Source organism: Psychrobacter sp. 28M-43 (assembly GCF_014770435.1).
Taxonomy (GTDB): Bacteria; Pseudomonadota; Gammaproteobacteria; order Pseudomonadales; family Moraxellaceae; genus Psychrobacter.
In genome coordinates, this window is record NZ_CP061739.1 from 1,212,352 (window position 1) to 1,231,654 (window position 19,303).

Annotated in this window: 19 protein-coding genes; 12 read left to right on the forward strand and 7 right to left on the reverse strand. The window is 43.6% G+C overall.

Translation table 11 applies throughout. The annotated features are described in order from the left end of the window. Window positions 1–27: 27 nt before the first annotated feature. Complete coding sequence (pncB, locus tag IEE84_RS05200; protein ID WP_191115104.1) at window positions 28–1,254, forward strand: nicotinate phosphoribosyltransferase; 1,227 nt, start codon at window positions 28–30, stop codon at window positions 1,252–1,254. A gap of 85 nt (window positions 1,255–1,339) precedes the next feature. Here pncB and xseB read toward each other — a convergent pair whose 3' ends face one another. From xseB to IEE84_RS05215, 3 genes are all read right to left on the reverse strand, one after another. Continuing rightward, window positions 1,340–1,585 (reverse strand): exodeoxyribonuclease VII small subunit, encoded by a 246-nt coding sequence (gene xseB, locus IEE84_RS05205; protein ID WP_101205385.1) that lies wholly within the window; start codon window positions 1,583–1,585, stop codon window positions 1,340–1,342. A gap of 58 nt (window positions 1,586–1,643) precedes the next feature. Further along, window positions 1,644–3,176 (reverse strand): exodeoxyribonuclease VII large subunit, encoded by a 1,533-nt coding sequence (gene xseA / locus IEE84_RS05210; protein ID WP_191115105.1) that lies wholly within the window; start codon window positions 3,174–3,176, stop codon window positions 1,644–1,646. A 369-nt stretch (window positions 3,177–3,545) separates the two neighbouring features. Further along, the gene (locus IEE84_RS05215) at window positions 3,546–3,914 is read right to left on the reverse strand and encodes a hypothetical protein (protein ID WP_191115106.1); all 369 of its coding nucleotides are present in this window, start codon (window positions 3,912–3,914) and stop codon (window positions 3,546–3,548) included. 302 nt (window positions 3,915–4,216) lie between these two features. Between IEE84_RS05215 and IEE84_RS05220 the strand changes: the two genes are divergently transcribed. The 11 genes from IEE84_RS05220 (at window position 4,217) to purF (ending at window position 15,053) form a co-directional block, all read left to right on the forward strand. After that, window positions 4,217–4,876 (forward strand): alpha/beta hydrolase, encoded by a 660-nt coding sequence (locus tag IEE84_RS05220; RefSeq protein WP_191115107.1) that lies wholly within the window; start codon window positions 4,217–4,219, stop codon window positions 4,874–4,876. Window positions 4,877–5,009: 133 nt separating this feature from the next. Beyond that, window positions 5,010–6,110: a cell division protein ZapE gene (zapE, locus tag IEE84_RS05225; protein ID WP_057759500.1), complete on the forward strand. Its 1,101-nt coding sequence runs from the start codon at window positions 5,010–5,012 to the stop codon at window positions 6,108–6,110. A gap of 256 nt (window positions 6,111–6,366) precedes the next feature. Continuing rightward, window positions 6,367–6,900, forward strand: a complete 534-nt coding sequence (locus IEE84_RS05230) for a nitroreductase family protein (RefSeq protein ID WP_416383483.1) — start codon at window positions 6,367–6,369, stop codon at window positions 6,898–6,900. 126 nt (window positions 6,901–7,026) lie between these two features. Further along, on the forward strand, window positions 7,027–8,319 hold the full coding sequence (locus IEE84_RS05235; protein WP_191115109.1) for an NAD(P)H-dependent glycerol-3-phosphate dehydrogenase: 1,293 nt from the start codon (window positions 7,027–7,029) through the stop codon (window positions 8,317–8,319). 57 nt (window positions 8,320–8,376) lie between these two features. After that, a complete protein-coding gene (locus tag IEE84_RS05240; protein ID WP_191115110.1) occupies window positions 8,377–8,835 on the forward strand; it encodes a SixA phosphatase family protein in 459 nt (152 codons plus the stop codon). A 191-nt stretch (window positions 8,836–9,026) separates the two neighbouring features. After that, complete coding sequence (gene gspL / locus IEE84_RS05245; protein ID WP_191115111.1) at window positions 9,027–10,298, forward strand: type II secretion system protein GspL; 1,272 nt, start codon at window positions 9,027–9,029, stop codon at window positions 10,296–10,298. 32 nt (window positions 10,299–10,330) lie between these two features. Beyond that, on the forward strand, window positions 10,331–10,900 hold the full coding sequence (gspM, locus tag IEE84_RS05250; RefSeq protein ID WP_191115112.1) for a type II secretion system protein GspM: 570 nt from the start codon (window positions 10,331–10,333) through the stop codon (window positions 10,898–10,900). A 202-nt stretch (window positions 10,901–11,102) separates the two neighbouring features. Next, window positions 11,103–11,504 (forward strand): DUF4870 family protein, encoded by a 402-nt coding sequence (locus IEE84_RS05255; RefSeq protein ID WP_224737910.1) that lies wholly within the window; start codon window positions 11,103–11,105, stop codon window positions 11,502–11,504. Between the two features lie 214 nt (window positions 11,505–11,718). Beyond that, a complete protein-coding gene (locus tag IEE84_RS05260; RefSeq protein ID WP_191115114.1) occupies window positions 11,719–12,753 on the forward strand; it encodes a quinone-dependent dihydroorotate dehydrogenase in 1,035 nt (344 codons plus the stop codon). Between the two features lie 30 nt (window positions 12,754–12,783). Then, window positions 12,784–13,281, forward strand: coding sequence for a CvpA family protein (locus IEE84_RS05265; RefSeq protein ID WP_191115115.1), 498 nt, complete (start codon window positions 12,784–12,786; stop codon window positions 13,279–13,281). 236 nt (window positions 13,282–13,517) lie between these two features. Then, complete coding sequence (gene purF, locus IEE84_RS05270; RefSeq protein WP_191115116.1) at window positions 13,518–15,053, forward strand: amidophosphoribosyltransferase; 1,536 nt, start codon at window positions 13,518–13,520, stop codon at window positions 15,051–15,053. 118 nt (window positions 15,054–15,171) lie between these two features. Here purF and IEE84_RS05275 read toward each other — a convergent pair whose 3' ends face one another. The 4 genes from IEE84_RS05275 to secF all read right to left on the reverse strand — a co-directional run bounded on the left by IEE84_RS05275 (window position 15,172) and on the right by secF (window position 19,296). Then, window positions 15,172–15,531, reverse strand: a complete 360-nt coding sequence (locus tag IEE84_RS05275) for an AzlD domain-containing protein (protein ID WP_191115117.1) — start codon at window positions 15,529–15,531, stop codon at window positions 15,172–15,174. Then, entirely contained in the window at window positions 15,521–16,252 is a 732-nt protein-coding gene (locus IEE84_RS05280) for an AzlC family ABC transporter permease (protein WP_224737912.1), read from the reverse strand. Before IEE84_RS05280 ends, IEE84_RS05275 begins: the two co-directional genes overlap by 11 nt. A 147-nt stretch (window positions 16,253–16,399) precedes the next feature. Beyond that, complete coding sequence (locus tag IEE84_RS05285) at window positions 16,400–17,803, reverse strand: MATE family efflux transporter (RefSeq protein WP_191115118.1); 1,404 nt, start codon at window positions 17,801–17,803, stop codon at window positions 16,400–16,402. Between the two features lie 230 nt (window positions 17,804–18,033). Continuing rightward, window positions 18,034–19,296: a protein translocase subunit SecF gene (gene secF / locus IEE84_RS05290; RefSeq protein WP_191115119.1), complete on the reverse strand. Its 1,263-nt coding sequence runs from the start codon at window positions 19,294–19,296 to the stop codon at window positions 18,034–18,036. Window positions 19,297–19,303: the final 7 nt, after the last annotated feature.

A 19,303-nucleotide genomic window follows, 5' to 3' on the forward strand; every position in this document is an offset into this window, starting at 1 on the left:
CTTATTTTGCACTTTTAAGGCCATAGCATGACCGTTTCTTATGCACCTATTATTACTTCATTGCTTGATAATGATTTGTACAAATTTACGATGTTACAAGCCATGCTGCATCAGTTCCCGCAAACCCATGGTGTTTATCGCTTTCGCTGCCGTAATAACAAAGATGCCGCCTATCCATTGGCTGATATCCAAAAAGATCTAGAGCAGCAACTAGACAGCTTATGTGAATTGCGCTTTTTGCCAGATGAGCTCGAGTACTTGCGTAGCTTACGCTTTATTCGCTCAGATTTCGTTGACTATCTAGAATTGTTTAAGCTAAAGCGTCGTTTTATTACGGTAAGTACAGACGATAAAGGTCGCCTGTTTATCGATATCGAAGGGCCGATGATTCAAGCGATGTTTTTCGAAGTATTTGTACTGGCTATTGTTAATGAGCTGTATTTTAATGCGCTATCTAATGACAGCGTGATTGAAGAAGGACAACGTCGCCTCGATGCAAAAGTAGCGCTATTACATCAGTACGCCGAAGAGCAAACCCAATACGGTCAGGATATGCCGCCATTTATAGTTGCTGATTTTGGCACGCGTAGACGTTTTAGTCGACGCTGGCAAGCACATGTTGTAGAGACGCTACATAAAGCTGAGCCAAAGATAGTCGGTGGTACATCTAACGTGTATTTGGCCAAGCAATTAGGGATGACACCAATAGGCACCATGGCGCATGAGTTTATGCAGGCGTTTCAGGCATTAGATGTGCGTCTGCGTGACTCACAAAAGGCCGCGCTTGAAGCGTGGGTGCATGAGTACCGTGGCGACTTGGGTATTGCATTGACAGATGTGGTTGGAATGGATGCGTTCTTACGTGATTTTGATTTATATTTTGCCAAGTTATTCGACGGTCTGCGTCATGATAGCGGTGACCCTTACATCTGGGGCGATAAGGCGATTGCTCATTACGAAAAGTTAAAAATAGACCCAAAAACCAAGATTTTGACCTTTAGCGATGGGTTAAATTTAGAGAAGGCGTGGGAGTTGCATCAATATTTTAAAGGTCGCATTAGAACCAGTTTCGGCATCGGCACCAATCTAACCAATGATATGGGCATTACACCGATTAATATCGTGCTCAAGTTGGTAGAGTGCAATGGTCAGCCAGTCGCCAAGCTGTCTGACAGCCCAGGCAAGACCATGATCAATAACGACACGTATCTTGCCTATCTGCGCCAAGTGTTTGAGGTTGATGAGCCTGAATAAGCTAAATATAAGGCTGTGACAGTGTCAAATGAGCTTGATGTAACTAATTTAACTAATCAGCTGCTATCTAGCGGCTGATTTTTATTTAACTATCAACACTGCTGGTAGATTTTTCTTCGGCAAAGGCGGCATCCAATGCTTGCTGTACAGCATTGATACGAGTCTCGCAAACACGATAAGCGGCAATAGATTCTTCGACCGTTGTCATTAGATTATCAATATCAGGCTCATCCTGTTGCTGTAGTTCCGCCGCATTGGTTTTTAAAATATCGTAAGCCGCTTTAAAGGTTTTTGGGGCGGCTTTTTTGCGTCGGCGAGTAGGGGTTGTCATAAAATTTCCTAATTGTTAAAGGTAAGTCGGTGAGTAATCTGTAGATATTATTATGTGGTTAAGTTAGAGCGCCTGAGGTTTCCGTCGCTTCTTTATCCATAGTGACATCGATAATCTGCGCTTTTGCGTTGCCATCTTTTAAAATGATATTAACGGTTTGCTCAGGATACAGTTGGGTACTATTAGTGAGTATTTGCTTGTTTTTAGCATCCGTGAGCATGGTGTAGCCTTGCTTGAGCACGCGAGAGGGGCGATGTAATAGCACGATGTCACGTAAATGTTCGCTATCGCGCTGTGCTTGCACAATTTGCTGCTGCGCGTTCTGCATGATTGATTTTTGATAACTTTTGCTATTGGTAGCGACTTTTGCGAGCTGTTGATGTGCCAAGGTTTGCGTTTGTGTGTATCGCTCAGCCGTCAGTCTGACGGCTTGCTTTACTTGACGCTGGGCACTTTGCTGAATACTGCGCCATGCATAGTCACTGTCTTTTCGTAGAGCGGTGAGCTGCCCAATCGTTTGTGACTGCATTTGGCTTAACTGGCGTGCGGTTTGTTGCTCAGCAGTATTCAATTGACGCTGAGCCGCTTGCTTGATTTGCGCTTGATATTGTAGCGTTTGAGTGACGAGCTGGGCTAAATGGCTATGGATAGCAGCGATTACCTTCGAGGGCGTATCAAAACTGGTATGTGCCACTTCATCTAAGATGACTTTGTCACGTTCATGACCGATACCTACCCAGACAGGGACAGGCTGCTCGGCAACCAAAGCTGCCAGCTCATAATCATTGAGATAAGCCAAATCACCAACCGCACCGCCGCCGCGAATAATAACCAACAAGTCTGGTAGACGCTGATAAGTATAGTAAAACTGCTGCTGGGCGCTAACGATGGTTTGACGGATTTCAGCGGGTGCATGATTGCCTTGAAAAGTCGCATTATGGTAGTGGAAATGACAAGCACCTGTACTGGCTAAGCGATCCGCATCTGCTTGAAAATCGCCCAATCCAGCGGCCTTTTCAGGGGCGATGACCAGCACATGCTCGATATCAAAAGGAGCAGGTAGCTGTTGATTAAGATGTAATAGCCCTTCACCTGTTAGGCGGTCAACCATTTCTGCATATTGCCGTGCCAAGTCGCCTAGCGTATAACTGGGATCGATATCTTCAATGGTGATTGAAAAGCCGTACTGGGCATGGAAGCCTGCCGATACTTTAAGAAGTACGGTCAAATCACGCTCAAGCGGCATACCAGTTGCACGTTCAAACTTAGCTAATACACGAGCAGCTTTGAAACGCCAGAGATTGCCACGGCAGCTGGCGACCACTTTGCCATCGTCATCTTTTTCTGCCAGTTCAAAGTAGTAATGACCACCTTTACTCGATAGATTGCGGATTTCAGCCTTTACCCAGACACGGTGGTCAAAAGTTTGTTTGATGACCATTTCAACCGCTGATAAATAATCACTTAGGCGTAGGACCGTATCCTCTAAATGGTCTTCCTGCTCAGCGAGTTCTGCCTCTAGAGTGGCCAAATCTTTGGCAGGTGCTAATACTTTGGCCTGTTTAATATTTGAAAGATTGGGTTTGCGCATAATATTAGACCAAAGATAATGAAAATATAAAGACTGACGAGGATGTGCTGAATACGTAGCGGATAGTTTAACGTAAAAGCGCGCACACAAAAAGCGAAGCCAACAAGCTTTGATTGATATATTATCTATATCGCAGTTTGTTGGCTGTTTAATCAGAGAAGGATTGTATGTCACTTAATGTTAGCGATTAGATCGTAAACCTGTTTGCGTCTAAAAGAAGTTGTCGTGTAGAGAAAAGTAGATAGATATTTTTAGCTAGATATAGTCGGTTCAAGATAATATAGATACAAGGAAGGCAAGCGAAAGTGATACAAATAGTAGGCTGAGTGAGCCTGACACTGTATCTGATTTATATGGTATTGACGATATTTATTGGCAACGGAAGTTAATGGTGTATTCATAATCATCGCTACGTGACAAATCTGGTGTGCCCGTGCCAAATATCGAGCCAACGACAGCACCTACTTGACCAACCATACGACCAGTACGTTCGTTTAAAATACCATTATATTTTACATTATCATCCACGATAATCACTTTCTTGCTTCGACAAGTTTTTTGAGCACTATCGATCGCATTTTGTTGTGCTTTGACCTTGGTATCAGCGATACCTGTTGTCTCATAGATAGAGTTGGCACGCTGAATCACGGGTGAAGAAGGCGTACTCTGACAGGCGCTCAAAGCAAGTGCAGCCACTAACGTAGCCGTCAAACTGGCAGTTTTATTAAAAGTATTCATAAATAATTCCTGATTTATATAAGCAGAACGTCTTAGCTATAGGCAAAGCTTTATGAATGTAGCTTATCTAGATATTACCTGTCTAGACAGTTATTGTGTGCTGTATTACCGGTATATTGCCGATGAACCATGCCCTAGATATAAATCAATTTAAAACTTCAAGAGCAGCAATATTCCAAAACGGCAGACAACCGTTATTGACCAAAAATAAAACAAGTCGCATCCGTACACAGCAAATCACTTGAAATATAAATTGTATCTAGGATAATTGAGCCATTCATTTTTTATTAATAAGTAATACTATGCAATTAATTCCTGCTCCTGCTGGTGTGCTCGAGGTTGACGCACTGTGGCAAAATGACAATCCTAATGACCCAAATACAGACACGGTGGCGCTGCTGTGCCATCCTAATCCGTTGTTTGATGGTACGATGAATAACAAAGTGGTCACCACTATGTATCGCTTTGCTCGCGACAATGGTATGCATGTGGTGCGCTTTAACTTTCGCGGTGTTGGTCAATCGACAGGCGAGCATGATTATGCGGAAGGTGAAGTGGTCGATGCAATGACCGTGCTACAATGGATTGCTGAACAAACCAATGCTCGAAAGCTATGGCTGGGTGGTTTTTCTTTTGGTGGCTATGTCACGGCACGCGTGGCTGAGCAAGTGCTTGAAGCCGCACATATATGGGGATTGGGTGACTTTGAGGTAACGAAAATCGCCCTTATCGCACCATCAGTCGAAAAAAATGACAGTACTGATATTAGTCTGCCTGCGGATAGAACTTTTGAGATTTATGGTAATGCGGATGAGGTGATTGAACCTGACAATATGCAGGCATTTGCAGACCGATTAGGTATTGAAGTCAGCGTGGTCGATGGCGCGGGTCATTTCTTCCATGGGCGCTTATCAGAGCTCAAAGGTTTATTAGACAAGTATAGCTTTGGGCAGGACAGCTAATTTATTTGTGACCTAGCTTAGCTTCATAGTTTTCGTTTTGATATGGTTTAGCATGGCTTGCTGGGTAGCACCAGCCTTATGCTAAATTATCCTACTATTTTGATATTTATTTAATTCAACGATGAGTCGTATTATGAGTTTATCTCCATTGCAACGTTACGAGAAAGCCGTCAGTACAGATGAGTTTACTCGGGATGAGCAGCAATTTCAGGCCATGAGCTATCTTGATGAGATATACCATCAGCTCATCAATAGCGCACCGCAAAAGAAAGGTTTTTTTGGCTTTTTAAAATCTAAGCCAGTCGCGCCAACGGGCCTTTATATGTGGGGCGGTGTTGGCCGCGGTAAAACGTGGATGATGGACATGTTTTATGACTCGTTGACCATCGAGCGCAAGATGCGTCTGCATTTCCATCATTTTATGCAGCGTGTCCATAGAGAGCTTAACAAACTACAAGGTGAGAGCGATCCACTCGAAAAAGTCGCTGATATTATTTATAAAGAAGCGGTTATCATCTGTTTTGATGAGTTTTTTGTGTCTAATGTCTCTGATGCCATGATACTAGGCGATTTGTTCACTATGCTTTTCAATCGCGGTATTACTTTGGTTGCTACTTCAAACATTGAGCCAGCTGGACTGTATAAAGATGGCTTACATCGTGACCGTTTTATGCCTGCCATTGCGGAAGTTGAGCGTCATACCACGGTAATGAATATCGACTCGGGAATTGATTATCGTCTGCGCGTATTGCAGCAAGCTGAGCTATACGAAGCGCCACTTACTAAGGCGAACTACCATTGGCTAGCCAACCGTTTTGCGAGCTTGTCGAATAATCAGAAAATCAGTAAAGAGCCTATTACTATTAATGGACGGGAAGTAAAAATCAACGCTTGTACCGAAGATATCTTATTCTGTGACTTCCGTCATCTCTGTATGGCGCCGCGTTCAGCCGCTGATTTTATTGAGCTTGCCAAACGCTTTAGCACCGTTTTAGTTGACTCCGTGCCAGCACTAGATGATGACTTGCGTGATCCAACGCGACGTTTTATTTATCTCGTCGATGAATTTTATGATCGCCGTGTAAAACTATTGGTACGGGCAGAGCAGCCGATTCTAGACCTGTATCAAGGAGAAAAGCTGGCGTTTGAGATTGAGCGTACTCGCTCACGTCTGCTTGAGATGCAGTCAGAAGACTATCTGCGCATGGACCACCGAGTCGAAGATGTTGCGTAGTTTATTGCTGAGTTGAGACTGCCTATGTGTAGCTCTCAACTGCTTTATAATTGTTAGAAAATAAGAGAAAGATATTATAAATGACAAGTAGTGATAGATAATAATAAATAAGGATAAAACAATGACTACAACTGACAATGCTGATAATGAAAGCCAAGAAATAGAAGGCAAAAAACTGTCTGTTAAGAACGTAGCAGCGAATGATATCTCATCTACCAGTGATGAGCTGATAGGTTGGATCAACTCAAGACGCAGCATGGGCAATCTAGATGAGCCAGCACCGACGCGTGCGCAGATTGAATCTGCCATTGAATGCGCGGCGACTGCGCCAGATCATAAAAAATTGCGTCCTTGGCGCTTCATCGTGACGCAAGGTGAGGCACGCCATGAGTTAGGCCGTGCCTTGCTCGAAGCAGCCCAAGCAAAAGCGCTACAAGATGGCGAAGAGTTGTCTGAGAAGACCATCATTAAAACTCAAAATATGCCGCTGCGAGCGCCGCTAATCATAACGGCTGTGACTCAAATGCAAGAGCACAAAAAAGTGCCACCTTTTGAGCAGATGCTCAGTGCGGGTGCTGCTGTACAAAACCTAATCTTAGCATTAAAAGCTCAAGGGTTTAGTACCGTTTGGCGCACTGGGCTGCTGTGTAATGAGCCTGCAGTAAAAGCATATTTCGGTGTAGGCGAAGATGATTATGTGACCGCTTTTGTTTATACTGGAACAAGTCCCAAGGATGAGTCCAAACGCAAACCTATTGATATCGAACTGCTAGTTCGCTTCGAGTCGTAATGTAGCTCAGTACTGTCTATTAATAAGATTATAATTTCATAAAGTTATAATTCAAAGATAATAAGGCCAGTAGCTGAGCTCGATAGATTCTATTGATAATACGTCAGTCAACACGGATAAAAGAACATGACAAGCCCTAACAATAGTAATAAAAACAACACCAGTGCTAAGAATGAGACGGACAAAGAGTCGTCTGAAAAACAGAACGGTATGCTTGCAGGTATTCTTGAGCGAGCAACCAAGTCAGGTCTCGGCCGAAAAAAGTCAAATCCTAGCCCTGTTGAATCAGCTGTGGCAAAGGATATGGCCGACATTCATAGCAATCCAACCAAGCTGCGTTTGGCGTTTTTAGGGGGTGGTAGCTTTGGTACGGCAATGGCAAATTTAGCCGCACGTAATGGCTGTGATACTACGCTGTGGGTACGTAATAAGCGTACCGTAAAAGCGATGGCCAAAACACAGACCAATAAAAAGTATCTACCAGGCTATAAGCTTGATGATCGATTGAAGTACAGCCATGATTTGGCGGCAAGCGTCAAAGACAAAGACATTATTTTTATCGCTGTGCCAGGTTTAGCCTTTCGTGAAACGCTAAAGAATATTGCGCCTTTTATTAGTGGTCAGTCTATTGTGTCGTTGACTAAAGGCATGGAAAAAGACACCTTTGCGATGATGAGCGATATCATCAAAGAAGTGCTGCCAGAAGTGAACTTTGGCGTCATGTCAGGACCGAACCTCGCTATCGAAATCATGAAAAATATGCCGTCTGCTACGGTTATCGCAAGTGAATCGGAACCATTACGTCATGCCGTACAAGCAGCACTACACAGTGCCTTCTTTAGGGTATTTGCTAGTGATGATATACGCGGCGTCGAGCTTGGCGGCGCGCTCAAAAATATCTACGCAATTGCCATGGGTATGGCAGCCGCTTATGAAGTAGGTGAGAATACTAAAGCGATGATTCTTACTCGTGCTTTGGCAGAAATGAGTCGTTTTGGTGTTGAAGAAGGCGCCAATCCGCTCACTTTCTTGGGCTTATCAGGGGTAGGCGACTTATACGCTACCTGTAGCTCAGAGCTAAGTCGTAACTATCGTATCGGTAATATGCTCGGTCGCGGTATGAGTATTGATGCCGCGGTCAAAAAGCTTGGACAGACCGCTGAAGGGGTAAATACCATTCAGCAAGTACATGAAAAGGCGACCAAGGCGGGTATCTATATGCCAATTACCCATGCGCTCTATGCAGTCATTTATGAAGACAAAGCCGCTCTAGGCGTTGCATTGCATCTAATGGAAGCAGGATTCCGTAGCGATGTTGAGTTTGTCATGGCGCATGATCATAGCAATGCTGCACTTACCGCTCATATGAAAACCTCTGGCAGTCATACCAAAAGCAAAGACAGCGATGCTGATAAGTAAGACACACCGTTAAAAATCAGTATTAAGAAAGTCGAACTTAGCGCTCCAAGGAAGGTTATGAAAATTATATTAGTACGTCATGGTCAAGCAGAAGACGAAACACGTCCAGATAGCGCGCGTCAGCTGACGGACTTTGGTCAGCAGCAGGCAGCACAAACGGCAGAGTATGTGACTACTCACTATAGCCCAGATCGTTTTGTGGTTAGCCCTTATATTAGAGCGCAGCAAACTTTATCTGCGCTCCGGTCGCGAGCGCCGCAAGTCGCCTCATCTGTGCAGGACAATATCACGCCCTCTGATAATGCTCGCCAAGCTCTGATAGATATTGCCAATATTGAAGCTGAGTGTTTGGTCGTTGTTTGTCATATGTCTATCGTCGCATATATCGCGGGATTGCTGACAGGCGATTATCCAGAGTCGTTCTCTTTAGCGGAAGCCAGAGTGTTTGACATGGAGTTTGTGATGACTGGCATGGCAACGGAAGTTGATCGTTTTGTTCCTGACCAGCCGTACTAGACTAGATATTCTAATATTTTGTTTATATGTAACTTGCTAGAACAGAATTGATTAGATATGACGGATTTAAAATGGTATTGGTACAAAGTTCAGCCTTTTATCAATCATATGAAATCGTCCAGCTCTTTCAAAAACCCCATCAATCATTAACAATATTTTGATAACCGCAGCAATAATTGAGGACACGTTTAGTGTTACATGTTTGGTTACGAGCGCAGCATAGCCCGCTAGCTGTCTGGCACAAAGATGTACAGCAATGGCAAATGGTTGATGGTTGGCAACAGCTGCAAACAATCTATGGTAACTATAAGTCCAATAGCCAAAAGACGCTTTGTCTATACTTTCCCTCAAGTCACGCATTGCAAGTAGACACGGTGCTCAATGCTGCTCAGCTTAAACAGCTTGGTAATGGCGGCAAGCAATACTTATTTGAAGAAACCTCATTAACGCCTATTGAGCAATTGAACATCCGTCAATTGAGCCATGCTGATACGACGCAACTATACGCACTGGCACAAAACGATATTGAATCATGGCAACAAAGCGCGCAGCTAGCCGGTATGAATATAGTGGCGTTACTACCAGATTTTTTATTGTTGCCACCGCCAGAAGAGGGCGCAGGTCAACAAGTAATCCTTTATCAAGATTCGCAGACTATGCTGCTGCGCCAATCATTTGGTCAGGGTATGGCCGTTAGCTATTTACCGTTAATGTTTGAGCGTTTCCCGCATTTAAGTGAGGTAATGGTACAGCCGTCTATTGAGGCAGCTATTGACGCATCGGTCGACTCACTAGATTCATCATCGTCCATGGATTTAGTAGCGCAAACTAAAGCGCTGATCGCTGATCATCAGCTGCTACTGACGATCCTACCTACAGTACCTAAGCCAATTGACAGTCCCGAACGTCACGCGCTTAATTTCTTTATGAAATCTACTGACTCACAATTATCACCATACCTACGGGTGGCGATGATGGTTGCGCTATCAGCGTTAGTACTGCAAATGGCAACCGATGGTGTGCAGTGGTACAAGTATAATGAAGCGACCGCAGCAACCAAGACTGCAATTGCAGCACAGTATCAATCTTGGTTCGCCGATGAGCCACTGAGTACGCGCACCAAACTGCAAGTACAGCTGCAACCAAAACTACGTAGCGATAGCCAAGCGCCTGCATCACATATGGCCGCACTGTCACGCATATCACCATTAATCAAGCAGTCTTCATTGCATGCACAGTCACTGGTAATGCAGCCATCAGCGCTCAGCTTTACCTTGATTGCTCCAGATCGCGGTAGTCTTGATAAATTCACAAGCACACTGGTAGCACAAGGCTTAAATGCCAAACTTGCGCAAGTGAATAGTAATGAGCAAGGTCAGTTTAGTGGTCAAGTCACTGTCAACGTAGTAGAAAACAATATTGCAGAAAACAGCGACATGGCAAACAATGCGGCAGCGTCGTAACTCATCAAGGTATTGGTAATAAAGGTCAAAACATGAAACGATTACAACGCCGTACCAAACGTAATGCAGCGGTCTCTGCAACCAGTACTAAGGCTCATGTATTGTCAGAGCGTATGAATAATTATCAAAATGTACTAACGACGCGCTGGCAAGCATTACCTCCCCGTGATCAACTAGCGCTAGCTATATTGTCTATATTTTTACTGTTATTTATTGGCGGCTATGGTGGCTATAGCGTTCATCAAGCAGCAAGCGATAGTAAAAACGACTATCAGGAGCAAGTGGCAGATTATTTTTGGTTGCGTGCTCAAGCAGGTAATATTGATAGTAATGCATTGAATACTAGGAATAACGCTACTGGAGAGGCTGATATGCCATCCACTAGTCGTATCAATGCGCTGCTCAATAACTCAGGTATAGCAGGTGCTCAGGTGGTTGCGACTGGCGATGCAGTGCAATTGAGCTTTACGCATCCTAGTCAAGCGGTCGTCAGCACTGCACTGGGTAAGCTTGAACAGCAAGGCTGGCAATTTACACAGTTATCTATGCAGCAAGATCTGACCAATAAAGCTATTCAGGTACAAGCAACGGTCACTTCATAAAACGCGTCAGACTGTGATAGAAATTTTAGATACTTATAACACTGTGTGTCTAGTACTCGACACTCAATCCTCGACAGCAAAATAATGCTTTATCGTTGGTATCATTGAAAAGCCATTTATCTGGCTCCATTAAATAGTTAATCATATGACTATTGAACAAAAATATTACCAGTAAGGAAAACCTCACATAATGCGGGACAGTATGAGCAACGATAAGCGCCGTTCGTTAATTACTTATAACCATATCACTTATTTCTTATATGTGATCAGCTACTTTACTGCGGGTCTGTTGTGGATTGTGCCGATTGTCATGAACTATGCTAAGCGCCATGATGCTAGTGGGTCATGGTTGGCCACGCATTTTGACTGGCAAATCAAGACCTTTTGGTACAGTATCGTTTGGTTCGTCATGGGCATTATTTTGATTACCTTTGCATTAGGCGGCTTTGGCGTTAGCGTATTGGCGGATAGTGGTAATATCGCTATCGGATCAATATTATTGGCTGGTCTTGGTTTACTAATTATGACCTTCACCTTTATCTGGCATTTATATCGCATTATACGTGGTTGGATTGCGTTAACTGATGGACGTCCAGTACCGTAGACGTTTAAGAGTACCTTTGTGCTATGTTTTTAGCTTAGAAAGCGGCAGCTTATCGTTATTTAGTAGAGACTCATCAGCATTGGTTACTGCTTAAATGTAGAAATTTAGCGACTGAAACTTTGCTCTTATTTCTGTTAAGCTGATATAATCGCTGCGCCCGATTTCATTCGCATTTTTTATTCACTATTTCTTCCAAGCAGGGTCTGCCATCACTATGTCTTATGCCTTACTTCGTCCTTTTTTGTTTAATATGGATCCTGAACACGCCCATGAGATGACACTATCTTTATTGGATAAAGCGCATAAAGCGCGTGTTTTAGGCTTGGCGTATGGTCAGTCAATGCAACCAACAGATTGTATGGGTTTGCAGTTCTCTAACCCAGTTGGTCTGGCAGCAGGCTTGGATAAAAACGGCGATTATATTGACGCGCTGGCTGAGCTAGGATTTGGTTTTATAGAAGTAGGAACCGTCACGCCAAGACCGCAAGTAGGCAACGACAAGCCAAGACTGTTTAGAATCAAGCAAGCAGACGCGATTATCAATCGTATGGGCTTTAACAATGAAGGCGTTGATTATCTGATCGACAATGTCAAACGCTGTAAATACAGAGGCAATATCGGTATCAATATTGGTAAAAATGCCGATACGCCGGTAGAGCAAGCCGCCGATGATTATGTGTATTGCTTAGAGCGTGTGTATCCGCATGCCTCATATATCACGGTCAACATCTCATCGCCAAACACCAAAAACCTACGTGATTTGCAAAGTGGTGAAGCGCTGACTCAGTTAATGGATACGATTAAAAACCGTCACAGTCAGTTGGCTACTGAATATGGTTTCTATGTCCCATTAGTGCTTAAAGTTGCTCCAGATTTAGAGCCATTGCAAGTTGATTATATCTCGCAGCAATTAATAGACTTTGAAATTGATGGTTTGATTGCTACTAATACGACATTGAGCCGCGTCGGTGTCGAAGACTTGCGTGATGGTGACCAAATGGGTGGCCTATCTGGTCGTCCTGTGAGTCATATTAGTACCCAGATTTTGCAACAATTCTCTGATCAGTTAGATGGTAAAGTCGCTTTGATAGGTGTAGGCGGTATCGATAGTGGTGCCAAAGCCGTCAAAAAAATCGAAGCAGGCGCAGACATGGTACAGCTCTATACGGGGCTTATCTATCGTGGTCCTGGGCTGGTGCAGTCTTGCATTCAGGCAATCGGTGGCTATTACGATGCCATGGAAAGCTAATCCAATAAATAAGGTAATAAGGCGTAAAGCATGAGTGGTTTAGATATTGTGATTGCTATCGTTGTCTTGATTGGCTTATGGCGCGGCTTTCAAGTAGGACTGATTAAAACAGCAATAGGCTTGGTAGGTTGGTTTATCGCCCTTATCGCTGCTACTAGGCTAGCAGGAGTAGTGTCGCCCCAATTGACGGGTATCGTACAAAATCCTGTACTACAGATGGCTATGGCTTTTTTATTGGTAGTGATTGCGATATTAGCAGTCATGCATCTGATGGCTTTCGTATTCTCAGGCGTGCTCAAAACCTTACGTTTGGGCGTCTTGGATAAAATGGCGGGCGGCGTACTAGGTGCTGCCAAAAACATATTGATGGTCTTGGTTGTACTGAGCGTCAGTGCGCCATTGCTAGTACAGATGCCGCAGTGGCAAACCTCAGTACTAGCGCCTGAGCTAATGCCATACGCACCGATGGGCAAGGCGTTGGTATCAGACGTATTAGGCATGGCTTGGGATCAGGTCAATCAGTCGTGATTGTTTAATTGCCTATTATTTTATCTAACTGTCTATTATTTTACTTCTTTTTATACTTCTAAATGTTTGCACGTGTCACTGATAATCAAATATAGATTATCGAAAAATCTCGTTAAGTTTCTTACAATATCATCAGGTTAGCGGCGTGCGACAGTGAATGATTTTAGCAATATACTGTCGTTAAGTTTGCCGTTATTGTCGTACTAATGTATGAGTCAAAATAGGATATAGCTATTATGTGTGGAGTCATTGGAGTTGCAGCTCACGAACCAGTCAATCAGATTCTTTATGACGGTTTGACGATGCTACAGCATCGCGGGCAAGATGCAGCAGGTATTGTCACTTTGCAAGATGGGCGACTCTATCTACGTAAAGAAAATGGCATGGTACGTGACGTATTTATGAATCGTCATATGATGAAACTGGTTGGTAAGTTCGGTATCGGTCACGTTCGTTACCCGACAGCTGGTACTTCTAGCAGCGCTGAAGCGCAGCCATTTTATGTTAACTCACCATATGGTATTACCCTTGCGCACAATGGTAACTTGACCAATGCTGAGAGTTTGGCCAAATCTTTGTATATCGAAGATCGCCGCCACCTTAATACTGACTCAGATTCTGAAGTACTGTTAAACGTACTGGCACATGAGATGCAGAATTTAGGCAAAACACACCCAACTGCTGATGATATCTTTGAAGCAGTAAAAGCCGTCTATAAACGCTGTGAAGGCGCTTACGGCGTTGTCGCTCTGATCACTGGTCATGGCTTACTGGCATTCCGCGATCCAAACGGTATCCGTCCACTTATCTTTGGTAAGCGTATGGCACCGAATGGCGGCACTGAGTATATGGTTGCCTCTGAATCAGTTGCATTGACAGGTTCTGGTTTTACTATCGTTCGTGATGTAAAACCAGGCGAAGCGATTTTTATCGATTTGAACCATAAGCTGCATACGCATCAGTGCGTCGAGCAAAAAGAATACACGCCTTGTATCTTTGAATATGTTTACTTTGCTCGTCCAGATTCGATTATGGACAATATCTCAGTTTATAAATCACGCCTACGCATGGGTGAAAAACTGGCAGATAAAATCCTTTCTGAATGGGGTGAGGATCATGATATCGATGTGGTCATTCCAATTCCAGATACATCGCGTACTTCAGCGATGGAGCTGGCGCTAAAAATGAACGTCAAGTACCGTGAAGGGTTTATGAAAAACCGCTACATCGGTCGTACGTTTATTATGCCAGGTCAGCAGCAGCGCAAAAAATCAGTTCGCCAAAAGCTGAGCGCTGTGCCGCTAGAGTTCAAAGGCAAAAACGTACTGTTGGTTGATGATTCTATCGTTCGTGGTACGACTTGTCATGAAATCATTCAAATGGCACGAGATGCTGGTGCTAACAAGGTGTTTTTTGCCAGTGCTGCGCCACCAGTGAAATTTCCAAACGTATATGGCATTGATATGCCCGTACGTAGCGAGCTTATTGCCTCAGGTAATAGTGTTGAAGAAGTACGTGATATCATCGGTGCAGATCGTTTGATCTTCCAAGATTTGGATGATTTGATCGACGCAGTAAAAGATACCAAGCATAGCCGAGTGGAAGGTTTTGATTGTGCGGTATTTAACGGCTGCTATATCACTGGTCAGATCAATGAAGCGTATCTTGATCACTTGCAAGAGCAGCGCAATGATACTGCCAAAACTGGTAAAAAAGGTGTACAAATAGTGGCTGATACCCCAGTTGATATGATGGGTGTAGAAGAGCTTTAAGCTAAACTAAAGCCATTGTTTTTAGCTAAAAAAAGCTAGATTCTAAATAGAATCTAGCTTTTTTATGTTTAAAATACAGCTAAGGGTACTGACATTTATATAATTAGGCGAAACAGTTTTAGCCTAGAAAGCTGCTAAATAACCAAAACAGACCATTGATTGCCGCAATACCAACAACCATACTGACCAAAAGCTGACGGCTGATATGATAGATAAACAATACCAAAATAAGTGCACCGACTTGTGCCATTAATAGATGTAATTCGGTATCGTTTAAAGCAACAGTCGTCGATAGGTCTTGATAGGACAGGCTAGTCAAAATAAGCAGCACCATCACCGACAACGGTAGGCTCTCATTTAAACGATGTAGCCAAGGTGTATCTAGCAGCTTTCTAGGTATCAATGCTGGCAATGCACGAGTGATAAAGGTCACTGCTGCCATAGCAAGCGTAGCAAAAATAAGATAACTACTGGTCATGAGAGTCTCCCGTCTTTTGACGCTCTATCCAAAACCCACGTACCAAGATCATAAACATACAGATAGTAATGGCTACTAGTAGCAACCAGTCGCTGGTAAACAGCGAAGCAATGATTAAGCCAAGCACGGCAATACCAATCGGGAAGTAGCGTTTGATACTTTGAAATTGCTCATAAGCAAGAATTGCAAACAGACAAACCAACGCAAAGTCTAAATTTGGCACCAAATCACTGAGCGTACTACCAATCATTACGCCAACCGTACTCGCGAGTACCCACCAGCTTTGGTTAAAGAGGCTGATAGGAAGTATCAGCGCTCGTCGCGACTCATTTGGCAAGCTGGTCATGATCGAAAAAGTTTCGTCAGTCAACGCAAACAGACAGTACGTCTTTGCCAGCTTATTTTTCGGTAAATACTGTAATAACGGCATACCATAGAATACATGACGTAGATTAATCGCAGCAATATTGGTGGCGATATTACCAATCGGCAGGCCTGTGCTCAGCATTGGCAAACAAGCATACTGAGCTGCACCAGCATAGAGAATGATACTGAGCATAATCGTTGCCCATATGGGGATACCAGCTACCTGTGCGAGTACACCAAAGGCAATACCGGCAGGCAGATATCCCATAGCAACTGGCAAGCTTTTCTTAAAGCCCTCAGCCCAGTGGTAGCGGTTTTCATGTTGATGGCTTAATTCATTTGAATGAGTATTCACATGACATCCTAAATTTTTCTTATGATATTTTTATAAATCTATCGATATAAAAATTATTAATTCAAACGGTATTGCTGCAAAATGAAAAACGAGCTTAATAAAAATGATTTATCGAAAATTGATAGAGCAAACATAGTATAAAATTAACTAAGCTTCAGGTTGTAGTTTTTCATAGCTGCCAGTCTGATTGGCACGGTACAAAAACCCACCTAGAATGACTAGTCTTAATAATAATAGACACCACACGCTAAGCCAAATACCTGTCATATCCCATTGCTGATAGAGCAACCAGCTCAAAGGGAAGAAAATAGCAGCCAGTATCAGCGCCGCATTACGAATCACGCTACCAGCCGTCAAACCGAAAAATATCCCATCTAGCCAATAGGCACCAACACCGACAAGAGGCAATAATACGGCATATAAATGGTAGTCATAGGCGAGGGTAAACACCGACTCAATATTGGTCATAAATCCCAAATACGTAGGCATTGCAAGCCACCAAATGGCGCTCAACATGATAGCAAGACCATAACTAACCACGCCTGTACGATTCACAATAATACGAAAACGTGGCCAGTCACGTCGTCCTGCAGCTTGTCCACTTAACGTTTCAGCAGAGACAGCGACGCCATCAAGAGCGAAAGCAGATATGCTTAATACTTGCAATAAAATAGCATTGGCAGCCAGTATGACATCACCGCTTTGGGCAGACAGTCGAGTAATCCAAGCAAAGCTTAGCGTTAAAATAAGAGTACGTACAAAGATATCTTTGTTTAAAGAAAATAGCCTAAGCATTTTTTCTTTCGTAAAATACTGACGATCCGCTTTGAATAACACAGACCACGATATTTTTAAATGTTGGCGGCTCAACCACAGTGCCATCAGTATTCCAAACCAAAATGCAATAGTGGTTCCTAGTGCGACACCAGTTAATCCCATCTGCATTGCAAATACAAAAAACAGAGTCAGTACGATATTAAGTACGGCAATAAAGCCCTGTTGATACAGCATATAACGGGTCTTACCTTGTCCTGCAAACCAACCAATAAATGCAAAGTTCATCAGCTCCGCGATCACGCCCCAAAAGCGTACGTCTAAGTAGGTCTTCGCCGCGCGTCCACTTTCAGGATTGGCTGATAGTGCTTGTAAGCCAAAATCAATCAGCCATGGCTTTGCGAGTAGTAATATTGCTCCAATAGCAAACGCCAATAGTAACGCGCGTTGCAAGATAGACAGCAAAGGCGTGGGCGCTGATACGGCTGATGTATTGCTATTATTAGCTAATTGTCCCAATGCCTGCGCAGCAAGCCCAGATGATGCATACTGCAAAAAGTTAAAACTAACAAGCAATAGCGACAGCAGTTGTATGGCCAAACCCATGCCAGCAAGTTTCGCCGTGTCATTCATATTGCCTACAATGGCCGTATCAATCACGCTTTGTAATGGCATGGCCAAATTCGCCAATAGCACAGGCAATGCAATCGTGATAATACGCTTGTAGCTTGTGTCAATAGGTGGCATCGCGTGAGAAGTTGCTGAATTAGCTGACATGGGTGACTCGTTTATACGTGAACGCTAAAGAGGTGTGTTCGTTAAATGATAATAAAATTGTAAGGCAGTACATTTAATATAAGAGACAAAATAGCTATAAAGACAAAAGCACCTAGACTCATTATTCATGAGTCAGGTGCTCTTATTTAAACGTTGTAGCTGTGCACTCAGTAGGTATATTGGATTGATGACACGCTATTTCAGCTTATTAATCCATCTAATATACCTTACTAAACGTTGTCTTGCTCAAACATTTTTGGATCGTTGAAAGTAACGATTTCTTCTTCAAACTCTGGTTTTACTTTTACGATAAAGTCATCACGCGACAGGCCCATGCGCAGCGGAATCGAGCTGGCGATATAAGTCGATGAGTAAGTACCCGCAAGCAAACCAATAAACAGAGCTACTGAGAACCAGTATAATCCATCACCGCCCAAGAAGAGCATGGCTAGTACGACCAATAGAACAGTTGAAATGGTCATAATCGTACGGCGTAGCGTTTCGGTCAATGACAAATCAATCGTCTGTTCTGGCGTAATTCCGCGAACACGGCGGAAGTTTTCACGAATACGGTCATAGACAACGATAGTATCGTTCAATGAATAACCAATCAATGCCAATACCGCAGCCAATACCGTCAGATCAAACGGGAAACCGAATAGTGCAAATACACCGATGGTTACGACGGCATCATGGAACAGTGACAGTACAGCACCTAGAGACAATTTGAACTGGAAGCGTAGGGCAACATAGCCAAGCATACATACCAGTGCCAATACCAATGCCATGACGGAGTTTAGATAAACTTCATTACCAACTTGGCTACCGATGATATTTACGTTGCTAATTGTAGCGGTGTTGCTAGGTAATGCCAATGCTTGCGTCAGATTTGCGCTTAGCCCATCGACGTTATCAGATTGAGGAGGCAAACGTACTAATAGCTCTTCACGCGTACCTAGATACTGTACAACCGCGTCATCGAAGCCATTGTCTGCTAGTGCTTGTACCACAGCAACTTGCTCAACAGGCTGCTCATAACGCACATCAGCAGATACACCACCAGTGAAATCGAGGCCTAAATTCAGACCGTTTACCGCGATAGCAATGATACTACCGATCACCATAAATAAAGATAATAGCGCCATCGGCTTTTCTATCTTCATAAATGGAATGATACGTTGGTTGCCAACCGCTTTGATGCCACCTTCAGCGACAGCTGCGGCATCATCAGCGGCGTCACCTGATATTACGTCAGAAACAATAGCGGTAGACAGCGCTTGACTGTCTTTGGCATTTTGACCTTTACCACCGCGACGACTAGGGCTTTTGCCTGACTTTGCGGTAGTAGGGTTATTGGTTTTAGTATTGCTACCTTTACCATCACGACGCGGTTTGTTACGGCGACGCGTACTTGCATTGGTCGTGTCACCGTTTGAGCCATTTCGATCAGGATTATTCTGCTGTTCTAAAGGGTTGTTATTATCGATCGCCATAATATTC